The sequence below is a fragment of the Photorhabdus caribbeanensis genome (assembly GCF_018448885.1).
In the GTDB taxonomy this organism is placed as follows: Bacteria; Pseudomonadota; Gammaproteobacteria; order Enterobacterales; family Enterobacteriaceae; genus Photorhabdus; species Photorhabdus caribbeanensis.
The window spans coordinates 81,518-104,788 of record NZ_RCWB01000001.1; the positions used below are offsets into that span (position 1 = coordinate 81,518).

Sequence of the window (23,271 nt, forward strand, 5' to 3'; positions counted from 1 at the left end):
TGGTTTCTTGCACCCTGAATAAAGCCTCGCTCTTCCCGCGAGGCTTTTTGCATTTTGCGCTTTACTAAACGCTTAGCTGAGTGAGCGCTGCTTAAAAGTTTCATAACCACATTTAGCACATTGGTACACATCCCTTTGAACACCTAAATCTGCGAACATATGATCGGGTTCCGTCCGGTCAAGCCTGTAATTTAGTTCACCACACTTGGGGCATTTATCGCCTGGGTTAGCTTTAACATAAGCTTCAAGTTCAGCAACACGTTGCTTCAACTGTTCCATTTCGGCGGGCGTGAAATACCCGGCAACACTTCAAGGGCTGCGATCTGACGCGGCCTTTTTTGTATGTATGTCATAGTAATTTTTCATTAAAGGTGGTAATCATGCTGGTTCGTAATCAGGAATTTATGGAGAAAGGCATGTCAATTACTTATTCTGATATTCGCGCTCAACACAAACTGTTACAAGAGAAATACAAAGCCAGAAAAGAACGTCTTCAAAGCGATGCTCAGGATTTAATGAAAGAATATTATGAATCCTTAGATCTCCCTGCATCATCATGGAAAGGTAAAGAGGGTGTAGAGCAGCCATATGTACGTTCTTGCATCATAAATCAGCAAGGAGATCTTGAATATCGTCCTGCGCATGTAGTTCACTTGGATAAGGATTACAGGCTTAATTTTCAAATTGGAACGATGGTGAATGATACGCTGCGTGTAGGTGATTGGTATTATGTTTCAATATCGTTATGGTATGAAAATTCACTTTTGCATGTCAGTGTGGCAAATGATGCTCATGAGTTCACTATTCCAAAAGGCACTGTGACAGACAGGTTTTTTGAAGTGACTTCGGCAATTAAGGCAGTCATTCATATAGGATTAGATGATCCCAAGCTGGATTAATAATTTTCAGAATTATCAAGGTCGTATAAGCGGCCTTTTTCATTTCGCCGCCGCAACGTCTCAACACTCCAATCTTTGTTGCGGTTGGCGTCTTTAATTAACTACAACTCACAGGGGTAACATAGTTCACCCCACGGACGCCCATTTTATGGGGGTGGATATGAAACTCATGGACAAGCAGCCTGACATTTGGATGCAGCTATGGTTATGGCTGCTGTCAGTCAAAGAACAAGGTATAGGGGCGGCACTGGCCGGTTTAATGGCTTACCTCAGGGGTCGATATAACGGTGGTAAGTTCTGGAAGACGATTATTGACGCGATGATGTGCGCGATGATTGCATGGTTCATTCGTGACTTGCTCGTCTTTTTAAATCTGAGCACAGACCTGGCTTACATCGGCAGTGTCATTATTGGTTATCTGGGAACTGATTTTTTCGGCCAATTGATGCGTGGGACCTTGAATAACAAAGCAGGAATAAAAGAATGACTAGAGGCATTCGAAATAATAACCCTGGCAACATTCGTTGGGGTGATGACTGGCAAGGTTTAGTGCCGGAATCACAACGTACTGACAAATCTTTCTGTCAGTTTGTCAGCCCTGAATATGGTATTCGGGCAATGATTAAAATTTTGCATAATTACAATCGGAAATATGGCCTTAAGACCATAAAAGGTATCATTTCACGATGGGCCCCCCATAATGAAAATAATACTGGTGCTTATATTAACCACGTATGCAAAGACACGGAAGTGACGGGTGATCAGGTTGTTGATGTATTTAATAAAGAATTTATGACAAAGCTTATTAAGTCCGTTATTACCATGGAAAATGGTAGTCAGCCTTATAGCAATGCGGTCATTGATAAAGCTTTTTCACTTTTGTAGAGCGCTATTATGAAGTTTAACTCTCATGGTTATACTGTTATTGCACTAGCGCTTGTCTCGCTGGTGGCTTACCACTATTACGGTAAGTATACCAAACAGCTTGATACGACAGTTAAGCTACAGAGTGAGTTGCTGGAGCAGCAGAATGAAATCGTTAATCAGCAGGAGAGGATAAGGCTCCTGTCTGAACTGGATAATCAGCATACAAAGGAGCTTGCTCATGCGAAATCTGAAATTGATGTGCTTCGCAACGATGTTACTGCCGGTCGTCGCCGGTTGCGTGTCGCGGCCACCTGTCCAAAGAGTGAAGCCGGTTCCTCCTCCCGCTTGGATGATGCAGCCCCCCCACGACTTAACCCAGCAGCTGAACAAGATTATTTCGATCTCCGAAGAATGATTGTTGAGAACGAACAGCAAACGAAGTACTTGCAAGACTACATCAAGACTCAGTGTCAATAATGTTCGATATTAGTCATTTTATAAAATTCTACAAAAGGTGCTCATGAAGTGCCTTTGACAGAGTTTTATGCAGGTTTTAGATGCTGGTGGTCTCAAAATAGTGCGGGATTATATTTCAGCATGTAGCACAAAGTTCTGATTACAACTGTTTCCGGTTTAGCGAGGGTTTAAAATGAAATTTGAAGACTTAACAATTGAGTCACAAATAGCAGCACGTGAAGTATTAGCAGATATGCTGAGAATGAAATATCAACATGAACTTGGTTTAGATCCTAATGTGATTAGATTTCTAGGCCACAATGTAAGAAAAGCATTTGTGGCCTTGGAGAGTGAAGAGCCTAGAGCTGAATGTAACGAATCATTCTGAAGCGTAAAGTAAAGACGACCACTCACTGGCTTGGAATTTACAAACGAATAAAGAGGGATCTTTACTAGATAGCGGACTTGCTACTGATTTCACCTTATCTCTTATCTGACTTGGTGATAATGAAGATTTACCAAAATATGTGCCACTAGGTAAATCGTGAGACTTGCCGTCCGAATATTTAATGTACTTGTAAAAACCAATTGCCAACATTTTCTTATGTAATGTCTCATAGTCACTATAATCGGCATCATATATTTCTACTCTAACTAAGTAATTAGCCATTTTGGTTACTCCGCGTTTGACTGTGGGCCGATCAACATATCAATTTTTCTTGACTGTGGAAAGTGAGAAACCCGCGCCGCCTGAGCGGGTTAACAAAACAGGCATATCGTTAATGGTGAAGCAGTAATACCGGAAAATTAAAACATGAACGATTTTGAATTCTATTGCTGGATAACCCCGATAATCGGGGGCTTCTTGCTCATGCTGCACGGCACATGGGGTAGTTTTCTGTACGGCCTAATGTGCTGGGGTATTTCTACTGCGTGGGCATGGTGGAGAACCAGATAACAGGTCGCTTAGGCGGCCTTTTTTACTTTGAGGGAATGAAATGGCAAAAAATACTGACTGGGAGGGAATAGAGCGTGATTACCGTTCTGGCTTTCTCTCAATCAGGGAGATTGCCAAACAACACGGTATTAGTGATGCAGCGATTCGGAAGAGAGCGAAAACTGAGGGATGGGTTCGCACTATTGTTGAAAGTACGCAGTGCGAACCTGATGCGAACCAAGCGGAAAGTCAGGTAGCAAGTAACACCAGTGATATCTTGGAGTCTGAAAAGTTCGCAGAGAGTTCGCAAGGAACCGCAGGGATTCTAAAGCCGCAATACGAACAGTTTGCTCAAAACATAGCGGCGGGTATGCCGATGAAAGAGGCGGCAATTTGTGCGGGTTACTCTCCAGCCCGTGCTGATTCTCAATCATCCATATTGATACGCAGACCGGAAATAAAAGCCCGCATTCGAGAACTGAGAAACGAAGCGGCGTTGCTTGTTTCATTCAATGCTGGACACCTGGCTGAATTGTCGTTTCGTGCTGGGAAGGAAGCGTTAGCAGATAAGAAGTTCGGACAGGTTGCGCCGAACATTAAGAACGCTGCGCAACTTACCGGTATCGACATGAGCAGCAATAAAACTGAGGTCAATGTTGATCTCGCTGGCCTGAGTTATGGCAAAGTCTGTATTGTCACTCCCGCCAATTGTCCTGCTGATGTCTGGGCTTCTCACATGGAGAAATTGCGCGAGGGAAAACAGGTAGCCCAGTCATCATAGATGGTGTTCTGTACGCCTTTAGTAGTGACTGGGCGACAGAAGTTTTATATGACCGAGCATTAGGTTCTGTTCGCTGGCGTTGGACGTATGGCGGGCGTGGTGGTGGCAAATCGGTAGAGATCGCTCGTGCACTGGTATTGTTGGGTGCTATAGAACCAATGACGATTCTCTGTGCCCGTGAATTCCAGAACTCAATCAATGATTCTGTTCTTGCCCTGCTTGAGGCACAAATCATTGATCTTGGACTGTCCCACTTCTATAAGGTCAAAAACAACGAGATTGAAGGTCGGAATAGCACTCGTTTCACGTTTAAAGGTCTTCGAAACAACATTCAAAGCATCAAGTCGATGCATGGCATTAAGATCTGTTGGGTTGAAGAGGCCCAGACTGTTTCACAAGATAGTTGGGATATTCTTGGGCCAACTGTACGTGCTAATAAATCCGAAGTCTGGGTTTCTTTCAACCCTCGCGAGGAAGAGGACCCGACATACAAACTGATGACCCGGCATCATGAAGATCCCCCTGACGGCGGCGTTATTATTCGAAAAGTTAACTATTGTGATAATGCCTTTTTTCCTGACGTACTCCGGCAGGAAATGGAATATTGCAAACGCATCGACTATGAAGCGTATGAGCATATTTGGCTTGGATTACCAAAAGCACTCAGTGAAGCGGTTATTTTCTCTGGAAAATACCGGGTTGAAGCATTTTCTGATGAGCTATGGCTAGAAGCCGACCGGCTTTTCTATGGAGCTGACTTTGGTTTCGCTAATGACCCGTCCACACTGGTTCGCTGCTTCATTATTGGTACCAAACTATATATCGAATATGAAGCCTATGGGGTAGGCGTTGAATTAGATGAAATGCCCCAGTTCTATGATTCGGTGCCGCTTTCTCGTAAATGGCCCATTCATGGGGACAGTAGCCGACCGGAAACTATCAGTTACTTATCACGCCAGGGGTTCGTTATCGATGGTGCCACAAAATGGCCGGGGAGCGTTGAGGATGGGATCACTTACCTAAAAGGGTTTGAAGAAATCATTATTCATGAACGCTGTAAGCACATGATTGATGAGGCAAGACTCTATTCATACAAGACTGACCGACTGACCGGTGAAGTCCTGCCGGTGGTGCTCGACAAACATAACCATTTATGGGATGCGGTACGTTATTCGCTGGATGGTTATATCACCAGCGAGGGTGATTTGGGCGTCTGGGCGGCATTGGGAAAGCAACAATAGAAAACTGTCAAAAATAGCCGTTTGGAGCCCAAAAACGGCTATGCATTTTTACCCCTGTTTTATGCACGATTTATGCAATTAATTTTCGTCATTTTTGAATCGAAGACCCTGATAAATAAACATCTTGTTGCTATTGGGTGATGAGTGCTGATCGCGCAGTGCGCTTAAGAGCCATTATGTTGAATTTTAACAAATTTCAGTGAGGAAGCTATGACCCGTAAAAACCGCCGAAGCGGTGCAAAAAAGCCCGTTAGGAGGACTGCTGACGGGTACAATAACTTTACTGCAAAACTCGGTGGGTATACATCGAACATTCAAACCGGGGGTACATACATTCCCGGTTACATCTCGCGCAACAGAGTGCAGATCGAGTTTGGCTATCGCAGCTCCTTCTTAATCGGCGCGGGCGTTGATGCGATGGCTGATGATATGACTCGCAAAGGCATATCAATCAGCTCACGAATGAAACCGGATGCGAAAGGAAGGCTTGAGACGTTTTGGGAAGATATCGGGATTTGGGACGAACTCAATAACACGTTGAAATGGTCGCGGCTCTACGGCGGGGCTCTGCTGGTGGTACTGATTGACGGACAAGACCCGTCAACGCCTCTCAACCTTGAGACGATTGGTGAGGGGCAGTTCAAGGGCACGCTGTGTCTCGATCGGTGGATGGTTAAACCAACAGATAGTGACTTAGTAAAAGAGTACGGCCCGCACTTCGGAAAACCCCAATTCTATAACGTGGTAATTAATCAACAGGGTATTCCGCCTTGGAAGATTCACCATTCCCGCGTTATCAGAATGGAAGGCGACACGCTGCCATTTCAGCAAGCACAGACAGAAAACGGCTGGGGGATGTCAGTTGTAGAGCGCATTTTCGAGCGCGTTCAGGCTTTCGACACAGCAACTGTAGGTACGACTCAACTCATTCACAAAGCGCATTTGCGGACGTATAGCATTGACGGGCTTAGGAAAATTCTCGCAATGGGGGAGTGCTCTTTGAAAGATGGTCTCATGAAGCACTTGGACATGATCCGCGAATTCCAGACAATCGAAGGTATGACGCTCATGGACGCGTCGGACACATTTCAGACGCACAGCTACACGTTTGCCGGTATTGCAGATGTGATCCTACGGTTTGCCGAGCAAGTATCTGGCGCGACGGGTATCCCATTAGTTCGCTTATTTGGTCAATCGCCGTCTGGTTTCAGTACCGGCGACGGTGACTTAGAGAACTATTACAGTCGTGTTAATACATTGCAAGAAAGACGCCTCCGCCGCCCATTGAGATGGTTGCTGGATATCTCGCATCGGTCACTATTTTGCGAGCCGCTTCCCAATGATTTTACGTTTGAGTTCAACAAACTTTGGGAAATGTCAGACACAGACCGGGCAACAATGGCGAACAACGTAGCGTCCGCAATAGGAACGCTTGTTGACCGGCAGATTTTACCGATACATGCCGCTATGACGGATTTACGTAACATGGCGGATGTGATCGGCATCGGGGGTTCAATCACAGATGAAGACATTGAAAGCGCAAAAACGCTCTGGGAGGAGTCTGAATCTGAAACCGGCCCTCCGCCGTCGTTCGGAAATTCAATACAACAAAAGCTTACAGGCGATAGTCAGCCAAATAAATCAGATCGTCACTGGTTATTACGATGGTTCTCAAGCTAGCGCGGATACAGTATCGGGTCATCTCATCGATTACTCGCAAATCATTGATGATTGGATTACTTCTGTCGCGCATAAAATGTTCATGCAAGTAGAGGGTGAAGAATGGCACCAGTGGCGTTCTGTGTCTCAGCAAATATCAGAAGGGTTACGTGATGTTGTTGGAAATACTCCGATTGGGCAGGTCACTCAAGACATTGTTTATCGGCAAATCCAACTGATGAAGTCGTTACCGCTTGAAGCCGCTGAACGTGTTAAAGAGATTCAGGATAGAGCAATACAGGCCGTTATCAATGGCGAACGGCCAGATGAGCTTTATCAAATGATCATGGAGTCTGGGAACGTCGCGGCGGGCCGGGCGAGGATGATAGCGCGGACGGAGATTGGCAGAGCGACAACGGCGCTTACGCAGGCTCGCGCGTTATCAGTTGGCTCAGAAGGTTATTGGTGGCGTATCGAAGGGGCAGGCACTCGACCATCACATAAGAAGATGAAAGATAAATTTGTACGATGGGAAGATCCGCCCACATTGGACGGAATGACCGGCCATGCGGGGTGTCTACCCAATTGTAAATGCTGGCCGGAAGTTCACATACCCCCGCCGAGAGAATAACAGGCCGTAAATAGCGGCTTTTTTATTGCCTGAAATTAGCAGGTAACTCATGAAATATTTTTTTACAACAAAGCTTGGAGAGACACGCTATCTACAGGCCGATGGCTCTTTGCTGTGTAAAGACGTACCCATTGCCCGCACGGGCACGCAGACATACTTACCTGAAGAGATTGACTTACAACCTGACGCCAGCGGCTTAGTTACCGTCTATCGCACCGAAGATGAAGTGTTTTCACCGGAGACAATGGCGTCATTCGAGGGGGTGGTCGTCACACTAGATCATCCCGAAGATGATGAAGGGAACATTGTTTTTGTCAATCCCTCAAACTTCTCAGAACTGGCTCACGGACATATCCAAAACGTCCGGCGTGGTACAGGCGATAAGTCGGATTTGCTGGTGGCTGATGTGCTGGTTAAGCGACAAGAGGCCATCGATGCAATAAATGCAGGTATGACCGATGTCAGTTGTGGTTACGACGCGCAATACAAGCAGATAGCGCCGGGTAAGGGCAAACAATATCAGATTACAGGAAACCACCTCGCCATTGTTAAAAAAGGCAGAGCGGGTGGTCGCTGTGCAATCGGGGACTCATCCCCATTCAAATCTAAGAAGGAGAAGCCTGTTATGGCATGGCTTAAAAGATTCGCTACGGCAATCAAAACAAAAGACGACGACGCGCTAGATAAACTCATTGATGAAGCGCCGGAACTTCCCTCTGACGGCATGAATGCTATTCCCGGAGTCACTATTAATATGAATACCCCGGCTCAAGCAACATCGTTACCGCCTGCGGAGCGAACTACGACGGACACCGATCCTGACGACAAAGATAAGCAAACTAGTGATAACGATGTACCGGAATGGGCTCAAAAGTTTATGGACTCAATATCGAGTCGTCTGGATACGCTGGAAGGGAAAACGGCGGACAGTAACCCCGAAGATGACGAAGAAGATGCGAAAGTCACTGGTGATGCTGCATACCGTCGCAACATCATTGCTGACGCGGAAATTATTTGTCCCGGCTTTAAACCTGCGGGCGATAAAGGACTAAAACGCCAGGTGCTGAACCATGCAATGCGTACAGGTGACAGCTTGAAATCATTTGGCATCAGTGATTTTTCCAAGACCCCAAAGGCAACTGTCGATGCGGTATTTAACGCCGCTGTAGAAATTAACCGGCAAAAGAACCGACTCAATCCCACGGCTTTTCAAACTGTTGATGCTGCTCACTCGACATCTGGATCAAAGCACTCTACACCGGCGCAACTGAATGAGTTGTACGCCAACGTCTGGAAGCGTAACAAATAAGGTAAATACAATGGGTGGAATTTCTTATCTTGACCGGATGCCGCTAGGCATTCCGGGTTCTGTAACTCGTCCTCGTGACTTGACTATTCAGCCGGAAACCTTCGATCCCAATAAATTGTTCAGCGGATACGGGCTGGTGGGTAAATATTCAAACGGAAAATTTGTCCCGCTTGAGGAAGGCGATACGGTGGACAAAGTGAAAGGTATTCTCGTTCGCCCCTATCCTATCCAGTCACAGGCAGATCTGGCTTATCTCGGTATTAAAGTAGGGTCCGCTGCCGACAATCTGAAACGGGGTTATATCTGTGTGTCAGTGGGGGCATCGGCTGCAACAGCCGGTAAAGGTAATCCGGTTTATGTGCGCGTCGCCGGGGCGACAGCCGATAGTCCGCTAGGGTCATTTGTGCTGACACCGGATGCCACAGCGAAAAATACACCGGCATTGCCGGGTGCCGAAGTGATGGGGCCGGGCGACGCTAACGGCAACATTGAAATTGCATACAACATTTAAGGAATAATGAATGTTTACTATCGACAGAGCGACAGTTGATTCAACCGGCGCGTATCTTATTGGTGAGCTTGAGCGCAGGGACCAGACACTGAACATGCCTCTTGTGTCAGTCAAGTGGTCACGTGATATGCCGCTTCGTACCGACGTTTCTATTGCGGATGAAGTGTCTTCATACACAAATACATCGCTTGCGGCTTCTGGTGGTTCAAATCCCAACGGCAAGAACTGGATCAGCAAAACGTCAACAGCTAATGCGGGCCCAAGCCTGAATATTGAGCGTACAGCTCAAGCGCTGGAATTATGGGGAATGGAAGTTGGTTATACCGTGCCCGAATTGGCTTCAGCTATGCAGGTGGGGCGCCCCATTGACAGTCAGAAGTATGACGCAATGAAGCTAAAATACAACATGGACGTTGACGAGCAGGTATACATCGGCGATGAGGAAAAAGGCATGTGCGGATTACTGAACCTCCCTCAGGTTATCCCGCGTGCCGCCGCCGCCGCGTGGACGGCTACGACAGACCCGGACGTTATTGTTCAGGACTTTAATATCGTTCTTACGGACGCCTGGGTGTCTTCCGGTTACGCGATTTGTCCGGGTAAAGTGGGCTTAGCGCCGGAATTGTTTGGGTTATTGTCGAGCAAAAAAGTGTCGGCGGCAGGAAATATCTCCGTACTGGAATACGTGAAAATCAACTGCATTGCATTCCAGGAGAACGGCGAACCCTTAGAAATTGTCTCAATGAAATGGGCCTCTAAGCGCGGTGCGCGGGGTGCGCACAGAATGGTCGCTTACACACAAGAAGAGCAATATATCCGCTTCCCATTGGTACCCCTGTTGAACACCCCGCTGGAGTATCGCGGACTATGGCAACTGACAACTTACTACGGACGTTTGGGGCAGGTTGAAACGCCGTACGCGAATACCATTGCATATTTGGATGTTCCTGCTCAGTGATAAAGGGTGATGAAAATGAAATATCTCGTTTCAGGTAAAGCCATCTTATGTTTTGAGGATGGACGCGCCGTCACGCTTGATACCGGTATTCACGAATATACGGATGATGTTACAGGACATTGGGCTTTCCCTTCCTATGCGCAGGCATTAGACAATCCTGTGGAGCAACCGGAGCAGGACGACAAAAAGGGGAGGGCTGGCAATGGCAAAAAACAGTCTTCTTCCGACAGTTGATCAATTCCGCACCGACTTTCCCGAATTTTCCGACGAAACTTTCTACCCCAACGCAGCAATCAATTTCTATCTCAGCCAGGCAGATAAGCTACTCGACCAAGACCGACACGGTGATCAGTTCGTCTATCTGGCTGAACTCTTCACCGCGCATTATGTTGAGTTGAGGGGAAAAACTATTGCGGGTGCTTCTATCAGCGGCGGCGTGAATACGGCAGCGGGTGGCGTGGCGACATCAAAATCAGTCGATAAAGTCAGCGTCAGCTATGACGTGTCAGGCATCATTAACCCCGATGCGGGATTCTGGAATAACACGGCATATGGCCGGGAGTTCTTCTGGTGGTGGTCTATGTTCGGCGCGGGTGGGAGACAACTGTTATGAAAAGCGGTCTGACTGTCAAGGCGGACAATGCGGCGGCAATACTGGAATCCCTCAAAAAGCTATCAAATATGGACGTGCTGGTGGGTATCCCGGCCGAAAATGCTACGCGGGAAGACGGGGAAACCCTGAACAATGCTGAAATTGGCTATCTGCAATCTACGGGCGCAACAGTGAAACTGGGTGGAAAAACTATCACGCTCCATCCCCGCCCGTTTCTTGAGCTTGGTATTGATGACACTAAAGACCGCACAGCCTCGCATTTGAAAGCGGCGGCAAAGCTTGCGCTTGAAGGCAAGCAGGACGCCGCTTTCAGTGAGCTGGGGGAAGCGGGGCAAATTGCCCGTGATGGCGCAAAGAAGGTAATCGGTGACGGTGATCGACTGACCCCAATTGCTGACGCGACAAAAGAGGCGCGGCGCAGGCAGGGGATACCCGGTGATAAACCGCTGTATGCTCACGGCTACTTGCTGCGCTCAATTAATTATGTAGTGAGGAATAAAAATGCCACTTCTTGATGTCACTGATGTTTTATTTGATCCCGATTTCTGCGATACGTCGCTGAAATATACACGGCGAGTGGTCATTGTCGATGATGATGGGTTTGCGACTTCTGAAAAAACTACAAAAGGTTTTGCCGGGGTAGTGACCGTTGACAGCTCTCTTGAGGCACAGATGAGAATATCCGGGCAAGTCGTCAGCGGTAATATTCTGATTATCACAACAGCACGACTGATAGCAGGCGAAACAGATAAAACAGGCGATGTAGTTACATATCAAAACCGGGATTATTTAGTCAAATCCGTTGATCCGTATACAGCTTACGGGGCCGGGTTCGTTCAGGCGCATTGTGAGCTATTGCCATTTGATGGAGGGATACCCATTGAATGACAGCACCCAACAGGGCTGGCTTACCCCGGTGTCAGCCCCGGACTATGATCGCGAAGTGGAACGAAAGCTATCACGCTGGATAAGCGCTGTCAGTGGCTTGTCGGGGAAAATGATGTTCCCGAAATGGCAACCCAACGACGAAACGCGTGTCTTTCCTGCCAATAATACTAACTGGTGCGCATTCGGGATTTCATCGATAGTTTCAGATGATAATCCCGCTTTCGTTAATCAAACTGATGAAAGTACCGAATTGTGGCGCCATGAAAAAATCGAGTGTCTGGTTTCCTTTTACGGTCCATCAGGGCAGCACCATTGCACACAATTCCGCGACGGGATCACAGTCAGTCAGAACAACGCAGAGTTAAACCAAGTCGGTTTGTCACTCAGCAACTACAGCCGTATCTTTTCTTTACCGGAACTCATCAACAATCAGTGGGTGCGTCGTTATGACATGACGATCACCTTACGGCGAAAAGTGGTGCGTGAATACGGTGTTAAATCGTTAGTGGACGCGCCGGTTAAATTCTTTGGAGATTAAATCATGCAGGGATTACCTGTTTCAAATATCGTCAATGTCACGATAAACATGGCCCCGCGTGCCGCACAATCCCGAAACTTCGGCTCACTGTTGGTTGTGGGGGCTAGCCAGGTGATTGATACCCATGAGCGGTTACGTTTGTATTCCGATATCGATGGCGTCGGGGCCGATTTTGGACTGAGTTCACCAGAATATCAGGCCGCAGCGCTTTATTATTCCCAGTCACCTCGTCCGGTTGATTTATATATTGGTCGATGGGTAAAAGATCAAGCGTTCGCAGCCTTACGGGGCGCGATACTGACAAAGCAACAGCAAGTCATCAGCAATTTCACTGCCGTTACGGATGGTTCGTTTAAATTAGCGATTAACGGTAAGGAAGCGGTATATAGCGGCATTGATTTCAGCAAAGAGACCAATCTTAACGGCGTGGCCCAACGGGTAGCGGAAAAGCTGAAAGAGTGCACGGTGACGTGGGATACCTCCCGTTTTGTGATTTCGTTGCAAGCATCGGGCGCTATTGGCTATGTCTCATCAGCAACGACAGGGACTTATATTGGTGATTTGTTAAAACTGAATCAGGGATCGGGCGCTACCGCTATCGAACCCGCCAAAGTAGAAACCATTGCCGAGGCAGTGGCGACACTGGGTGCTACGTCAAGTGGCTGGTATGGGCTGGTTATCGCTGATGACTCGCTGACGGACGATGATGTTCTCTCTGTTGCTGATTACATCGAGTCTGCATCTGTTTCCCGCATCTATGGACATACCGTGCAGAAAACAGAGGCATTAGATGCTGACGTTGATACCGATATCGGCTCAAGATTGAAAGCGGGCAACTATCAGCGCACGCTCTGGCAATATTCATCCGGTAAATCCTGTACCGTGGCTTCTCTGTTCGGACGGATGTTTACTGTTAACTTCAACGGCAATAACACCACCATTACCCTGAAATTTAAACAGGAACCGGCCGTAACCGCCGAAAGCCTCACCGCAACCCAGGCCAATGCCTTGAAGCGGAAAAACGGCAACGTGTTTGTTCAATACAACAACGACACGGCCATTATTCAGGAAGGCGTCATGGCGAATGGGGATTTCATTGATGAGCGCCACGGTCTGGATTGGTTGCAGAACTACGTTCAGAACAATCTTTATAACCTGCTTTACACCAGTACCGGCAAAATTCCACAGACTGACGCGGGCGTTACGCGCTTACTGACCAACGTTGAGCAGTCACTTGATCAAGCCGTCACTAATGGGCTGGTGGCACCGGGTATCTGGAATAGTGGGAACATTGGACAGATTCAATCCGGCGATACATTAACGAAGGGTTATTACGTCTATGCACCGGCAATTGCGACACAGGCACAGGCTGACAGGGAAGCCCGCAAAGCGCCGGTTATTCAGTGCGCTATCAAACTGGCCGGTGCTGTCCACTATGCTGACGTCATTATTAATGTAAATAGGTAAAGGTTGAAAATGGCTACATATTCATTTATGGATGTTTCGGCATCCCTGACCGGCCCAACCGGGGTTATTGATATGGGTTACGGTTCAGCCACTTCGGAAGAAGGACTCACCATCACGATGACCGAAGCCAAGAACACCATGACTATCGGGGCTGATGGTGAAGGGATGCACTCGTTACATGCGGGTAAATCCGGCTCTATCACTGTGAACTTGCTCAAAACCTCACCCGCAAATAAAAAATTGTCACTGGCTTACAACGCGCAATCACTGTCATCCAGTACGTGGGGTAATAACGTGATTGTTATTCGAAATCATGTGTCGGGGGAAATCACGACTGCGCGAGGCTGCGCATTTCAGAAACAGCCTGATTACACGAACGCAAAAGACGGCGGCACCGTCGCATGGGTGTTTGACTGCATCAAAATCGATCAGGTATTAGGGGAGTTTTAACGATGGAATTTGAAATTAACGGTATTCAGTATCGTACAGCAAAGCTGAGCGTGTTCGATCAACTCAAAGTATCCCGTAAGTTGCTGCCCGTTCTTGCCGGGTTGGTATCAGATATTCGCGCCGTGCAGGCGATGGCCCAAGATAGAAATATGGAGGGCGCTTTAGAGAAGGCGTTGCCTAAAATTGCGCAAGCCGTTTCTGACTTAAGCGACGAAGATTGCAATGCCATTCTTTACCCCTGCCTGTCTGTTGTTTCACGCCAGCACGGTAAAGGGTGGGCTGCTGTATTCTCTCAGGGGGTATTGCATTTTGACGATATCGATTTACCAACATTGTTGCAGCTTGTCGCGAGAGTGATCGGGGATTCACTGGGAAATTTTTTGCACGCACTCCCCGACAACGAGACGCTAACCCCGCCAGCGGCTTAGTACTCGATTGCCTGCCGGACGGGGAGGATTATCTGATGCGCCCCGTTGACGCCGGCTATATCCAATACCCCGATCTCTTAAGCGGCGCGGTTGACCTTGCCGATATCGCACGTATGAATGACTGGTTAGATTTAAAAGCCGATAACGAGGCCCGCATAGCACGCTGGAGAGACACCCATGAGCGGTAATGTTGACACAATTAAAGAATTCCTTATCAGTCTGGGTTTTGATGTAGACGAAAAAGGTCGGGGTAAATTTGACTCAGTTTTGAAAGGTGTCACTGCTAACGTGCTGAAAGTGGGGGCAGCCGTTGAAGGGGCCGCACTCACCATCGTCGGGTTTACCACCAAAATTGCAGCAGGTTTGGATAAGCTCTATTGGCAGTCACAGCGTACCGGGGCCACCGTTGCAGGTATCAAAGCGCTTGGTTACGCCGTTTCACAGATGGGGGGCAGCGCAGAAGCCGCGCAGGGTGCATTGGAAAACATGGCGCGTTTCATGCGTAACAATCCCGGTGCGGAGGGCTGGCTTAATCGGCTCGGTGTGCAAACTCGCGATTCATCGGGTCAGATGCGGGATGCTGCGAGCATACTCGCGAGTGTCGGCCAGAAACTGAGTAGTATGCCATATTATCGGGCTAATCAGTACGCCCAGATGTTGGGTATTGATGAAAATACACTGATGGCGATGCGTCGTGGCTTAGCGGGTTTCACTGCTGATTATCAGATGATGTTGCAGAAAACTGGGTTCAATGCCGACAAAGCCGCACGACAAGCGAATAAATTCACTACAGCACTACGCGGCTTTAACGAACTACTGGGTATCTTACGCGATAAAATTGGCGCAAATTTGGCTGGTGGTTTAGCGAGTTCCTTCGACTCGTTACGTCAGAAAATACTGGATAATTTCCCGAAAATTGAAGCGACACTGACAAAAATTATCAAAGGCATTCTATGGTTTGCTGACGTCTTTAGCAGGATTGTTTATCGAGTCGTTCAGGGTATTGGAGATGTTATAGATTGGTGGAAGCGACTGGATGAAAGCAGCAAAATGCTGATTGCCATGTTCGGGGCTATTGTTGTTGCATGGCGTCTTCTGAACAGTGCGTTCCTGATGTCACCCATCGGCATGATCACGGTATTAATCGGGGCGCTTCTTCTGCTCTATGATGACTATAAGACCTGGAAAGAAGGTGGCAAAAGCCTGATTGACTGGAGCAAGTGGGAAAAAGATATCGACCGCGCTGTTAGTGCGTTTAAAACCATCGGAAAGTGGATTAAAAAGGGTGTTGATGCGGTCGGCGGCTGGAAAAATGCCTTTCTGATACTTGGGGGGATTGTTGCTACGACATGGGCCGTAAAGATGCTGGCGGGATTCGCGAAAGTGTCCGCTGCATTAACCCCCTTACTAGCTCGCCTCGCTCCGCTATTAGGACTAGTAGCCTATGGTGGATATTTATACAGTGACTGGGACAATATCAAACAAAGTGCTGCGTCTTCGTGGGACTATAACACCCGGCAAATTAAAAGAGGGATTGGCGATTTTGGTCAATGGCTGGGTATAAATAACGATTGGGCTAGCAAGCACCAAGGCGGCTTACCCAATCCCGTTACAGCGGATATCCCCGGCATGCCCGGTGCGCCTATGCCACCGCCATCACCCGAATATGATGAAAGGGGACTGCGTAACAACAACCCCGGTAACTTGAATTTTGCCGGGCAGCGGGGAGCGACAAGAGAAAACGGAGAAGGACGTTTTGCGAGGTTCGAGACTGCGTTTGACGGCTTGCGGGCGCTCTCACGACAGTTAACGTTGTACGCAAAGCGGGGGCTCATCACAGTCCGTGACATTATCACGAAATATGCGCCACCCGAAGAAAATGATACCGAAGGCTACATCGCTTTCCTGGCAAAGTGGCTCGGTGTTGATCCGAACGCCCGGTTAAATTTACAGGACCCGCAAATGCTGACAGCGATGATGAACGGCATCATCCATCGCGAAAATGGCCGCAACCCTTATTCTAGTGAACTTATCAATAAAGCTGCATTTGCAGGCAGTGGCAGCGTTCAGCAAACCACGAATATTACTGTGCATGGGGCCACTGATGCGAAAGCCACGGCTGATGAGATTGTCAATAAGCAAAACGGCGTAAATGCACGCTTAATACAACTTCAAAAGCAGGTGAGCTAATGGATATCCTATCAGCGATTTTTCAGCAACAAACCCGGTCGTTTGGCACTGAAAGTATGTTGCTTGTGCCGAGTGTCGTTATCGCTGAAAAGCATACTGACGCACTTGAAATTACCGAACATCCTGTAGAAATCGGGGCGGCAGTGAGTGACCATGCATACAAAAAACCCGCTGAAATCGCAATGGAGTTAGGTTTTGCTGGTGGCGGCTCGCTTCTCGATTTTGTTGATACCTCTAAAATTGGGCTGAGTATGGGCTTAAGTCCGAAAGAGACCTATCAGAAAATCCTTGATCTCCAGGAGTTGCGAGAACCCTTTAAAGTTATTACAGGTAAGCGCACTTACGAGAACATGCTAATCAAAGCGATTGAGGTCACGACAGACCAGCATAGTGAGAACGTGCTGTTATGTACGCTGACATTACGTGAAGTGATTATTTCATCTACACAGGTTGTACAAGTGGCAGAAAAGGAATCAATGAAAACTGGTGTAAGCACATCGGCTGTTGAGAATTCAGGTACAAAAGCACCGAAACCTGTCAATGAATCTGTTTTGTCAGAAATAAAAGAAGGTGCCGTTAATGCCTTTAGAAGTTATATAGGAGGCGGTTAATGCAAGTATCAGAAATCCCGCTGACGGCAAGCAATCAAATGTTTGCAATAAAGTTGGGTAATCAGAATGTGAAAATGCGTCTGATTTACCGGGATGCAGCTGGCTGGGTGATGGATATTCAAAATAATGCGGGTGTGCCCTTGCTGGTGGGTGCGCCACTCATACCCGGTATTAATCTGTTGGAACAATACCCATACCTAGGAATCAACGGAATGTTAGTCATTGTTAATGATGCAGACAGTGCTGAATACCCGACAGACACAAATCTTGGTCTCTCCAGTCATCTTTATTTTGTACAGAGGTAAAAATATGAGTCAGAATTGGTTACGTCACTTTGAATTAATGCTATTGGATGATCACGGAAAAGGGATCGTTTTATCGGATTTTAGAGTCATATTTAATATTGAGTGGTTCACGATTAGTTTCCCGCGAGTCGCGACGTTAAAGATTTACAATCTGTCAAAAGATACCAGTAATCGCATTCTTGGCAGTGAATTCTCGAAGATAAAAATTATCGTGGGCTATGACGGCATCACGCCTACCGTTCCTGAGAGTGAAGTCGGTAAAGCCCGCCCCGTGGAGCCCGGTACAACGAGACAGCGTGACGGCCAAAACTACGGTGAGATTTTCAGCGGAGATATCCGGTTTACGCTGACCGGCCGTGATAACCCCACTGATACCTATACCCAAATTCAAGCCTGCGACGGTCAAGAGGCGTTTGCTTACGCGACTATCAATCAGACTGTTGCAGCGGGCTATACCGTTGCAGATATCAACGAATTAACGATGCGCACGTTCGCCCCTTATGGGATTACTGAGGGGCATACGCCGGAGATGCCGACTACCGTATTCCCTCGCGGAAAAGTACTTTTTGGTATGTCACGGGATGTGATGGATAATATCGCCGGGCAATGTAAAGCAAGATGGCAATTCGTGGACGGCAAACGCGAGATGGTTTCAGATGAGATGTATGTGCACGACGCTATTGTCTTAAATAGTCGAACCGGACTTATTGGCATGCCGCAGCAGACAATTGGGGCTGGTGTTAACGTTAAGTGTCTGATCAATCCTAACATCAAAGTCAACGGTCTGATTAAACTTGATGAAGGCTCGGTATATAGAACGTCCCTGCCTAATTCCGACATCCAGATGTCTGGTGGCAGGCTGACGGATGAAAATGATAACGGGAACCTTTACGTCAGCGGCGTGTCTAAACCACCAGCGAGTATAGCGACGGACGGTGTATATATCGTCAGAGGCATTATGTATACTGGTGACACAAGGGGCAATGCGTGGTACCAAGAAATGATGTGTGAGGCACGCGGGGCTGCGGACTTGCTATCAAGTTCAGCTATTCAGAGAGGTGCGTGATAATGAAATGGTCGTTTATGTTGTTGATTGCTTCTACTTCGTTAGCTTGCAATGCTTCAACAGTATCTATGCAGTGTGGGAATTTCAAGTTAGATCTAATACCTGATTCCATGTTTCAAATTAATGGCGAGACTGTCACATCCCAAAAAGTAAAAATGCTTGGTGAAAACGGGATGAAAGTTGATATGGGCCTCATGCCAGCACGGAACGGCAACATGTACGGCTTTCAGTATGTTCATCCTAACGGCAGCCCTAAGAGATGGTTGAATGTTCAACTATTACAGAACGCGATGGATGCTCCTAAAATTATTGGCTCGTTTCCTTGTAAGAAAGTGGCGGATTAAACTATAAAGCCCGTAAAGGGCTTTGCGTCTTACTTTTCTGTAGGGGGCTGATGTTCCTTGTTTTCTTCCACAGCCAGCTCAATCCCCGGTTCTTGCTCTAATATTTTAGCAAGATCGGCGGATGTTAGGTTTTTGAACTCCATAGTTACACCGTTTTTCTTAATTTTGACCTTTTTCCCATGCTTGGCTTTAATCCATGCGCACAGTATCGAAGCAATCATAAGGCATGCGGGTTTTGAATGAATGATCTCGACAATAACCGCTTGCACAACTGATACGACATTAACAGAGTCACCTGTTCTGACGATAGTTGATATTCTTCTTTCTTCTTCGGGAATAAGGTTTTTTAAATCAGTAAGAATCTCATCACTAACCGCTTTGGAGAGTTTTATTGTGAATACCGGTTTAGACATAACGTTTAATGGCTCCTATGCCAGTAAATTAAGAGTGATCATTTCTTTGCTGAGAGTTATCAGCATTCTTATTTTCAATGAAAAAGCTACGCTGACTATCGAAGGGACTTTGGTAAAGCATAATGAATATACGTCAGTCAATTCTTTTGAAAATCCTGATATTTGATCAGCTATGTTGCTATGTGCGGTTTTCTTTATTGTAAGGTCACTCAGGTCAAGGATGGTGAGCCTGAAACACTTTGGTTGTTAAACGCGTTGAACTAGAGGTTCAATCGAACTATTATCACTATAGCGAGTTAGGAGGGAGCTATGATTAAATTAGCAAGAGTGATGCGTTACTTTATTGCGCCTCCTGATGAAATTCTAATGCGGATCACAAAAACCTCTGCTCACGAAACCACGGCAGATGATGGAAAGATAATTGTTGATGAGAACGGAAACTTATCATTAAACCTAAATAATAAAGAAGTTCAAGAAGCCTTTCTTGCAAATGTAAAAGCAATAAGTGGCGGATTGATCCGATGTATCAGATGTGAAACAGCAGCAAGAACACACAAGAGGTCTGAATGAGTTCAGAGAAAATAGCTTTCATTTTTCCTGCAACAAAAGATGCCAGAGATAGGGAAGAACCGATCCTTAGTTTTCGATGTCCTGCATTGCCTGTTGAGACGAAAATCCTTATTGCTGCCGCTTTTGTTGGGCTTCACCAATCTAAAGACTATCTGATTTCTATCGATATTACTGACAGCAACGGCACAACAATTCTACACGGTCGGACAGAAGATATACCCGCAAAGGTATCAGTAACCGCTGATGATCCTGAGGCAGAACCAACAGAAGTGCCGGGTTTTTTGAGTGCTTCGTTTTCGATTAGGGTAATAAATGCTGGGACTTATGTAATAAAATGTTCTATAGCCCGTGCTGATACGCCTGACGAGATTATTCATAAATCAGAAGCCCACTTTAGAATGATTTTATCGGAGGCGCATAATGGGTAGTGACAATTCTGTCATTGATGGTATGCAATTTTCTGATGGCCGGTGGTCGTCTACCGATACGCCACCAAGTAGACATTCACATGATAATGGTTCATCATTCAAACAGGGTGGTTCTGGCGGTGGAGGTGATGAGATGTTAGAAGCTCGTGTGGCGCGGCTTGAGTCAGATGTTGAACACATCAAAAAATCTATTGATGAAGTAAAAACTGATGTACGAGAAATGAAAAAAGATACACGCACAGATTTTAAGGAAATGAAAAGTGATGCGCGTACAGACTTCCGCCTGTTATTTGGTGCGATAATTGCCGTGGCGCTTGGATTAGCTGGTTTAATGGCTAAAGGATTTCACTGGATTTAATTTAACAACCCTATTATTTACTAAGCCGCTTAAGTGCGGTTTTTTTATGGAGTTTTCCCATGCCCGTATCAACAGAATCCAGAACCGGCGATTTATCCGAAACACTGAAAGCCATAAACCATTCGCTTTCTTCTCAACTTAGGGTAGCGATACCCGGCATTATTCAATCGTTTAATGCGGATGCGGTCACGTGTGTTGTTCAGCCCGCCATTAAAAGCAGCATTGTTGATTCTGAGTGGAAAACTACCTCGGTATCCTTGCCACTGTTAGTTGATGTGCCGGTTATATTCCCAAGGGGCGGTGGCGTGACGTTAACCTTCCCGGTAAAAGCCGGTGATGAATGCTTAGTCGTGTTCGCCGACCGTTGCATTGATTTCTGGTGGCAATCTGGCGGAGTACAAGAACCGGCAGATGACCGACAGCACAGCTTGTCTGATGCCTTTGCTATTATCGGCCCGCAGTCTCAGCAACAAAAAATATCGAACATCAGCACTCACACCGCGCAACTGAGAACAGATGATGGCGCGGCATATATCGAACTTAATCCCAATAGTCATAATGTCACGGTTATCACACCGGCAAAACTTATCGCCACTGCTAATGGTGGTACAGAAATCACCTCACCTGACATCATCCTGAATGGTAACGTCACCATTAACGGCAACTTATCACAGGGCATGGGCGCTGGTGGCGGAACGGCAACGATGCAAGGTCCTGTCACCGTGAGTAACGATGTGACAGCAGGTGGCATAAGCCTTAAAAACCATGTGCATAGTGGCGTGCAATCGGGCGGTAGCAAGACAGGAGGTCCCCAGTGAGATATCGACGTGATGATCCCGATGACGATTACAGTTTCGGCCAGGGAGATAATACTTTCCTGACGAACTCCCCCGAAGCTGTTGCGCTGGCAGTCAAAACCCGGCTGGCGCTATGGCGCGGTGACTGGTTTCTGGATATGAAAGAGGGGACTCCCTATGTCCAGTCAGTGCTTGGAAAACAGCGATCCGATGTTTATATCCTGGCTGTTCGTGACCGAATATTAAAGACTAAAGGCGTTAAATCCATCATTTCTTTTGATACCCGCAATGACGGTACGACGCGCCGCCTCACCTTCACCGCCACTATTGATACGCTTTACGGACAAATTACGGTAACAAGCGAGGCATAATGTTAAATCTTGACACTTTAGGGCTTGCGGCCTCAGTGACTGCGAGCGGCATCAGTGCGCCTGATTACCAGACCATTTTGAATAAAATCACTGAGTTTGCCCGTCAGATATACGGTGCTGATGCTTATTTAGAGCCCGATAGTAAAGACGGCCAGATGCTTGCGATTTATGCGCTGGCTATTCACGATGCGAATAATGCTGTGATTGCTGCTTATAACTCGTTTAGCCCGGCGTCAGCTACAGGCGCGGCGTTATCTAACAATGTCAGGATTAACGGGATAACCCGGCACAAATCCACTTATTCAACAGTTGACGTTAAGTTAGTCGGTACTGTTGGTACCGTTGTGAAAAACGGTATCGTGAGAGATATCAACGGTTATAGCTGGAGTTTGCCGGGTACCGTGTCGATTGGCATACACGGCTTTGTTATCGCTACTGCTACGTGTCAAACGAAAGGCAACGTTACCGCGTTAGTCGGGGATGTTTCGATTATCGGCACCCCCACTCAGGGTTGGCAAAGTGTCACAAATCCTTCAGCGGCAACTCCCGGTCAGCCTATTGAGTCTGATACAGCATTGAGAGACCGACAGCGGAAATCTGTTGCTCTGCCATCAAGAACCGTGCTCGATGGGATACAAGGCGCAATCAGTTTAATTCCGGGTGTCGTTCGTCGGCGTGGGTTTGAGAATGATACAAACGTGACGGACAACAACGGCATTCCTCCTCACTCTATAGCAATGATTGTTGATGGGGGGGACGCAAAGCTAATCGCTCAAGCTATCGAAACGAAAAAGGGGCCGGGCGCAGGAACTTTTGGTGATACTGAAATTAAAGTAGCCGATAACTATGGCATTCTGCATCCGATCCATTTCTCACGCCCGAAAGACGTACCTGTGTTTGTTGAGATAACCCTGACGGCATTTGAAGGTTATACAACGCTGGCGGGTGACAGAATTCGAACCGCAATTGCCAGTTATATCGATGCTCAGTTAATCGGTGATAACGTTTATTTAAGTCGTTTATTTTCTCCCGCAAACTTGCGTGATGAAGAAGGTTTAACTTATGATATTTTTGAAATACAAATCGGCAGATCCGAAGATGATGTATCGCCGAGTAATTTAATTGTGACATTTGATGAAGCGGTTACATGTAAGCCAGAGCATATTAAATTAATAGCGAGGTGAA

The 23,271-nt window shown here is 47.0% G+C and carries 35 protein-coding genes; 33 read left to right on the plus strand and 2 right to left on the minus strand.

Annotated elements, in window-relative coordinates:
- The first annotated feature begins 380 nt into the window (after nucleotides 1–380).
- The 5 genes from EAE90_RS00475 (at nucleotide 381) to EAE90_RS00495 (ending at nucleotide 2,610) form a co-directional block, all read left to right on the plus strand.
- A complete protein-coding gene (locus tag EAE90_RS00475; protein ID WP_214051794.1) occupies nucleotides 381–899 on the plus strand; it encodes a hypothetical protein in 519 nt (172 codons plus the stop codon).
- A gap of 160 nt (nucleotides 900–1,059) precedes the next feature.
- Nucleotides 1,060–1,386, plus strand: coding sequence for a phage holin, lambda family (locus tag EAE90_RS00480; protein WP_214051795.1), 327 nt, complete (start codon nucleotides 1,060–1,062; stop codon nucleotides 1,384–1,386).
- Complete coding sequence (locus EAE90_RS00485) at nucleotides 1,383–1,784, plus strand: structural protein (protein ID WP_214051796.1); 402 nt, start codon at nucleotides 1,383–1,385, stop codon at nucleotides 1,782–1,784. The genes EAE90_RS00480 and EAE90_RS00485 overlap by 4 nt, the downstream gene beginning before the upstream one ends.
- Before the next feature lie 9 nt (nucleotides 1,785–1,793).
- Nucleotides 1,794–2,243 carry a lysis protein gene (locus EAE90_RS00490; RefSeq protein ID WP_214051797.1) on the plus strand — a complete coding sequence of 150 codons (450 nt, stop codon included), beginning with the start codon at nucleotides 1,794–1,796 and terminating at the stop codon, nucleotides 2,241–2,243.
- 172 nt (nucleotides 2,244–2,415) lie between these two features.
- Nucleotides 2,416–2,610 (plus strand): hypothetical protein, encoded by a 195-nt coding sequence (locus tag EAE90_RS00495; RefSeq protein WP_214051798.1) that lies wholly within the window; start codon nucleotides 2,416–2,418, stop codon nucleotides 2,608–2,610.
- Here the strand turns inward: EAE90_RS00495 and ghoS are convergent.
- A complete protein-coding gene (ghoS, locus tag EAE90_RS00500) occupies nucleotides 2,602–2,892 on the minus strand; it encodes a type V toxin-antitoxin system endoribonuclease antitoxin GhoS (RefSeq protein ID WP_214051799.1) in 291 nt (96 codons plus the stop codon). The genes EAE90_RS00495 and ghoS overlap by 9 nt on opposite strands.
- Before the next feature lie 328 nt (nucleotides 2,893–3,220).
- Between ghoS and EAE90_RS00505 the strand changes: the two genes are divergently transcribed.
- The 21 genes from EAE90_RS00505 (at nucleotide 3,221) to EAE90_RS00605 (ending at nucleotide 19,149) form a co-directional block, all read left to right on the plus strand.
- Nucleotides 3,221–3,940: a terminase small subunit gene (locus EAE90_RS00505; protein ID WP_214051800.1), complete on the plus strand. Its 720-nt coding sequence runs from the start codon at nucleotides 3,221–3,223 to the stop codon at nucleotides 3,938–3,940.
- Between the two features lie 8 nt (nucleotides 3,941–3,948).
- A complete protein-coding gene (locus tag EAE90_RS00510; protein ID WP_214052023.1) occupies nucleotides 3,949–5,181 on the plus strand; it encodes a PBSX family phage terminase large subunit in 1,233 nt (410 codons plus the stop codon).
- 210 nt (nucleotides 5,182–5,391) lie between these two features.
- Nucleotides 5,392–6,861 (plus strand): DUF1073 domain-containing protein, encoded by a 1,470-nt coding sequence (locus tag EAE90_RS00515; RefSeq protein WP_214051801.1) that lies wholly within the window; start codon nucleotides 5,392–5,394, stop codon nucleotides 6,859–6,861.
- Between the two features lie 76 nt (nucleotides 6,862–6,937).
- Complete coding sequence (locus EAE90_RS00520) at nucleotides 6,938–7,471, plus strand: phage head morphogenesis protein (protein ID WP_214051802.1); 534 nt, start codon at nucleotides 6,938–6,940, stop codon at nucleotides 7,469–7,471.
- 49 nt (nucleotides 7,472–7,520) lie between these two features.
- Complete coding sequence (locus EAE90_RS00525) at nucleotides 7,521–8,780, plus strand: DUF2213 domain-containing protein (protein WP_214051803.1); 1,260 nt, start codon at nucleotides 7,521–7,523, stop codon at nucleotides 8,778–8,780.
- A 10-nt stretch (nucleotides 8,781–8,790) separates the two neighbouring features.
- Nucleotides 8,791–9,291, plus strand: a complete 501-nt coding sequence (locus EAE90_RS00530) for a structural cement protein Gp24 (RefSeq protein ID WP_214051804.1) — start codon at nucleotides 8,791–8,793, stop codon at nucleotides 9,289–9,291.
- 10 nt (nucleotides 9,292–9,301) lie between these two features.
- Nucleotides 9,302–10,249 (plus strand): DUF2184 domain-containing protein, encoded by a 948-nt coding sequence (locus tag EAE90_RS00535; RefSeq protein WP_214051805.1) that lies wholly within the window; start codon nucleotides 9,302–9,304, stop codon nucleotides 10,247–10,249.
- Nucleotides 10,250–10,264: 15 nt separating this feature from the next.
- Nucleotides 10,265–10,483, plus strand: a complete 219-nt coding sequence (locus EAE90_RS00540; RefSeq protein ID WP_214051806.1) for an STY1053 family phage-associated protein — start codon at nucleotides 10,265–10,267, stop codon at nucleotides 10,481–10,483.
- Complete coding sequence (locus tag EAE90_RS00545) at nucleotides 10,452–10,862, plus strand: DUF4054 domain-containing protein (protein ID WP_214051807.1); 411 nt, start codon at nucleotides 10,452–10,454, stop codon at nucleotides 10,860–10,862. The genes EAE90_RS00540 and EAE90_RS00545 overlap by 32 nt, the downstream gene beginning before the upstream one ends.
- Complete coding sequence (locus EAE90_RS00550; RefSeq protein ID WP_214051808.1) at nucleotides 10,859–11,377, plus strand: hypothetical protein; 519 nt, start codon at nucleotides 10,859–10,861, stop codon at nucleotides 11,375–11,377. The genes EAE90_RS00545 and EAE90_RS00550 overlap by 4 nt, the downstream gene beginning before the upstream one ends.
- Entirely contained in the window at nucleotides 11,364–11,750 is a 387-nt protein-coding gene (locus EAE90_RS00555) for a head-tail adaptor (RefSeq protein ID WP_214051809.1), read from the plus strand. The genes EAE90_RS00550 and EAE90_RS00555 overlap by 14 nt, the downstream gene beginning before the upstream one ends.
- On the plus strand, nucleotides 11,728–12,288 hold the full coding sequence (locus EAE90_RS00560; protein ID WP_214052024.1) for a phage neck terminator protein: 561 nt from the start codon (nucleotides 11,728–11,730) through the stop codon (nucleotides 12,286–12,288). The genes EAE90_RS00555 and EAE90_RS00560 overlap by 23 nt, the downstream gene beginning before the upstream one ends.
- A 3-nt stretch (nucleotides 12,289–12,291) precedes the next feature.
- On the plus strand, nucleotides 12,292–13,755 hold the full coding sequence (locus EAE90_RS00565) for a DUF3383 domain-containing protein (protein ID WP_214051810.1): 1,464 nt from the start codon (nucleotides 12,292–12,294) through the stop codon (nucleotides 13,753–13,755).
- Between the two features lie 9 nt (nucleotides 13,756–13,764).
- Nucleotides 13,765–14,205 (plus strand): DUF3277 family protein, encoded by a 441-nt coding sequence (locus EAE90_RS00570; protein WP_214051811.1) that lies wholly within the window; start codon nucleotides 13,765–13,767, stop codon nucleotides 14,203–14,205.
- A 2-nt stretch (nucleotides 14,206–14,207) separates the two neighbouring features.
- A complete protein-coding gene (locus EAE90_RS00575) occupies nucleotides 14,208–14,633 on the plus strand; it encodes a phage tail assembly chaperone (RefSeq protein ID WP_214051812.1) in 426 nt (141 codons plus the stop codon).
- 35 nt (nucleotides 14,634–14,668) lie between these two features.
- On the plus strand, nucleotides 14,669–14,821 hold the full coding sequence (locus EAE90_RS00580) for a DUF6889 family protein (protein WP_214051813.1): 153 nt from the start codon (nucleotides 14,669–14,671) through the stop codon (nucleotides 14,819–14,821).
- Nucleotides 14,811–16,823: a lytic transglycosylase catalytic gene (locus EAE90_RS00585; RefSeq protein WP_214051814.1), complete on the plus strand. Its 2,013-nt coding sequence runs from the start codon at nucleotides 14,811–14,813 to the stop codon at nucleotides 16,821–16,823. The genes EAE90_RS00580 and EAE90_RS00585 overlap by 11 nt, the downstream gene beginning before the upstream one ends.
- Nucleotides 16,823–17,434 carry a phage baseplate protein gene (locus tag EAE90_RS00590; RefSeq protein ID WP_214051815.1) on the plus strand — a complete coding sequence of 204 codons (612 nt, stop codon included), beginning with the start codon at nucleotides 16,823–16,825 and terminating at the stop codon, nucleotides 17,432–17,434. The genes EAE90_RS00585 and EAE90_RS00590 overlap by 1 nt, the downstream gene beginning before the upstream one ends.
- Nucleotides 17,434–17,739, plus strand: a complete 306-nt coding sequence (locus tag EAE90_RS00595; protein WP_214051816.1) for a phage baseplate plug family protein — start codon at nucleotides 17,434–17,436, stop codon at nucleotides 17,737–17,739. Before EAE90_RS00590 ends, EAE90_RS00595 begins: the two co-directional genes overlap by 1 nt.
- Before the next feature lie 4 nt (nucleotides 17,740–17,743).
- Nucleotides 17,744–18,805 carry a baseplate hub protein gene (locus tag EAE90_RS00600; RefSeq protein WP_214051817.1) on the plus strand — a complete coding sequence of 354 codons (1,062 nt, stop codon included), beginning with the start codon at nucleotides 17,744–17,746 and terminating at the stop codon, nucleotides 18,803–18,805.
- A 2-nt stretch (nucleotides 18,806–18,807) separates the two neighbouring features.
- Entirely contained in the window at nucleotides 18,808–19,149 is a 342-nt protein-coding gene (locus EAE90_RS00605; RefSeq protein WP_246550169.1) for a hypothetical protein, read from the plus strand.
- Nucleotides 19,150–19,178: 29 nt separating this feature from the next.
- Here EAE90_RS00605 and EAE90_RS00610 read toward each other — a convergent pair whose 3' ends face one another.
- Nucleotides 19,179–19,562, minus strand: a complete 384-nt coding sequence (locus tag EAE90_RS00610; RefSeq protein WP_214051818.1) for a hypothetical protein — start codon at nucleotides 19,560–19,562, stop codon at nucleotides 19,179–19,181.
- Between EAE90_RS00610 and EAE90_RS00615 the strand changes: the two genes are divergently transcribed.
- The 7 genes from EAE90_RS00615 to EAE90_RS00645 all read left to right on the plus strand — a co-directional run bounded on the left by EAE90_RS00615 (nucleotide 19,543) and on the right by EAE90_RS00645 (nucleotide 23,270).
- A complete protein-coding gene (locus tag EAE90_RS00615; RefSeq protein WP_214051819.1) occupies nucleotides 19,543–19,728 on the plus strand; it encodes a hypothetical protein in 186 nt (61 codons plus the stop codon). The genes EAE90_RS00610 and EAE90_RS00615 overlap by 20 nt on opposite strands.
- 143 nt (nucleotides 19,729–19,871) lie before the next feature.
- Nucleotides 19,872–20,132, plus strand: coding sequence for a hypothetical protein (locus tag EAE90_RS00620; protein WP_214051820.1), 261 nt, complete (start codon nucleotides 19,872–19,874; stop codon nucleotides 20,130–20,132).
- Entirely contained in the window at nucleotides 20,129–20,560 is a 432-nt protein-coding gene (locus EAE90_RS00625; RefSeq protein ID WP_214051821.1) for a hypothetical protein, read from the plus strand. The genes EAE90_RS00620 and EAE90_RS00625 overlap by 4 nt, the downstream gene beginning before the upstream one ends.
- Entirely contained in the window at nucleotides 20,553–20,918 is a 366-nt protein-coding gene (locus tag EAE90_RS23550) for a hypothetical protein (RefSeq protein WP_246550171.1), read from the plus strand. The genes EAE90_RS00625 and EAE90_RS23550 overlap by 8 nt, the downstream gene beginning before the upstream one ends.
- Nucleotides 20,919–20,977: 59 nt before the next feature.
- The gene (locus EAE90_RS00635) at nucleotides 20,978–21,736 is read left to right on the plus strand and encodes a phage baseplate assembly protein V (RefSeq protein WP_214051822.1); all 759 of its coding nucleotides are present in this window, start codon (nucleotides 20,978–20,980) and stop codon (nucleotides 21,734–21,736) included.
- Nucleotides 21,733–22,086 carry a contractile injection system sheath initiator gene (locus EAE90_RS00640; RefSeq protein ID WP_214051823.1) on the plus strand — a complete coding sequence of 118 codons (354 nt, stop codon included), beginning with the start codon at nucleotides 21,733–21,735 and terminating at the stop codon, nucleotides 22,084–22,086. The genes EAE90_RS00635 and EAE90_RS00640 overlap by 4 nt, the downstream gene beginning before the upstream one ends.
- Nucleotides 22,083–23,270: a baseplate J/gp47 family protein gene (locus EAE90_RS00645; RefSeq protein ID WP_214052027.1), complete on the plus strand. Its 1,188-nt coding sequence runs from the start codon at nucleotides 22,083–22,085 to the stop codon at nucleotides 23,268–23,270. The genes EAE90_RS00640 and EAE90_RS00645 overlap by 4 nt, the downstream gene beginning before the upstream one ends.
- The last annotated feature ends 1 nt before the right edge of the window (nucleotide 23,271 follow it).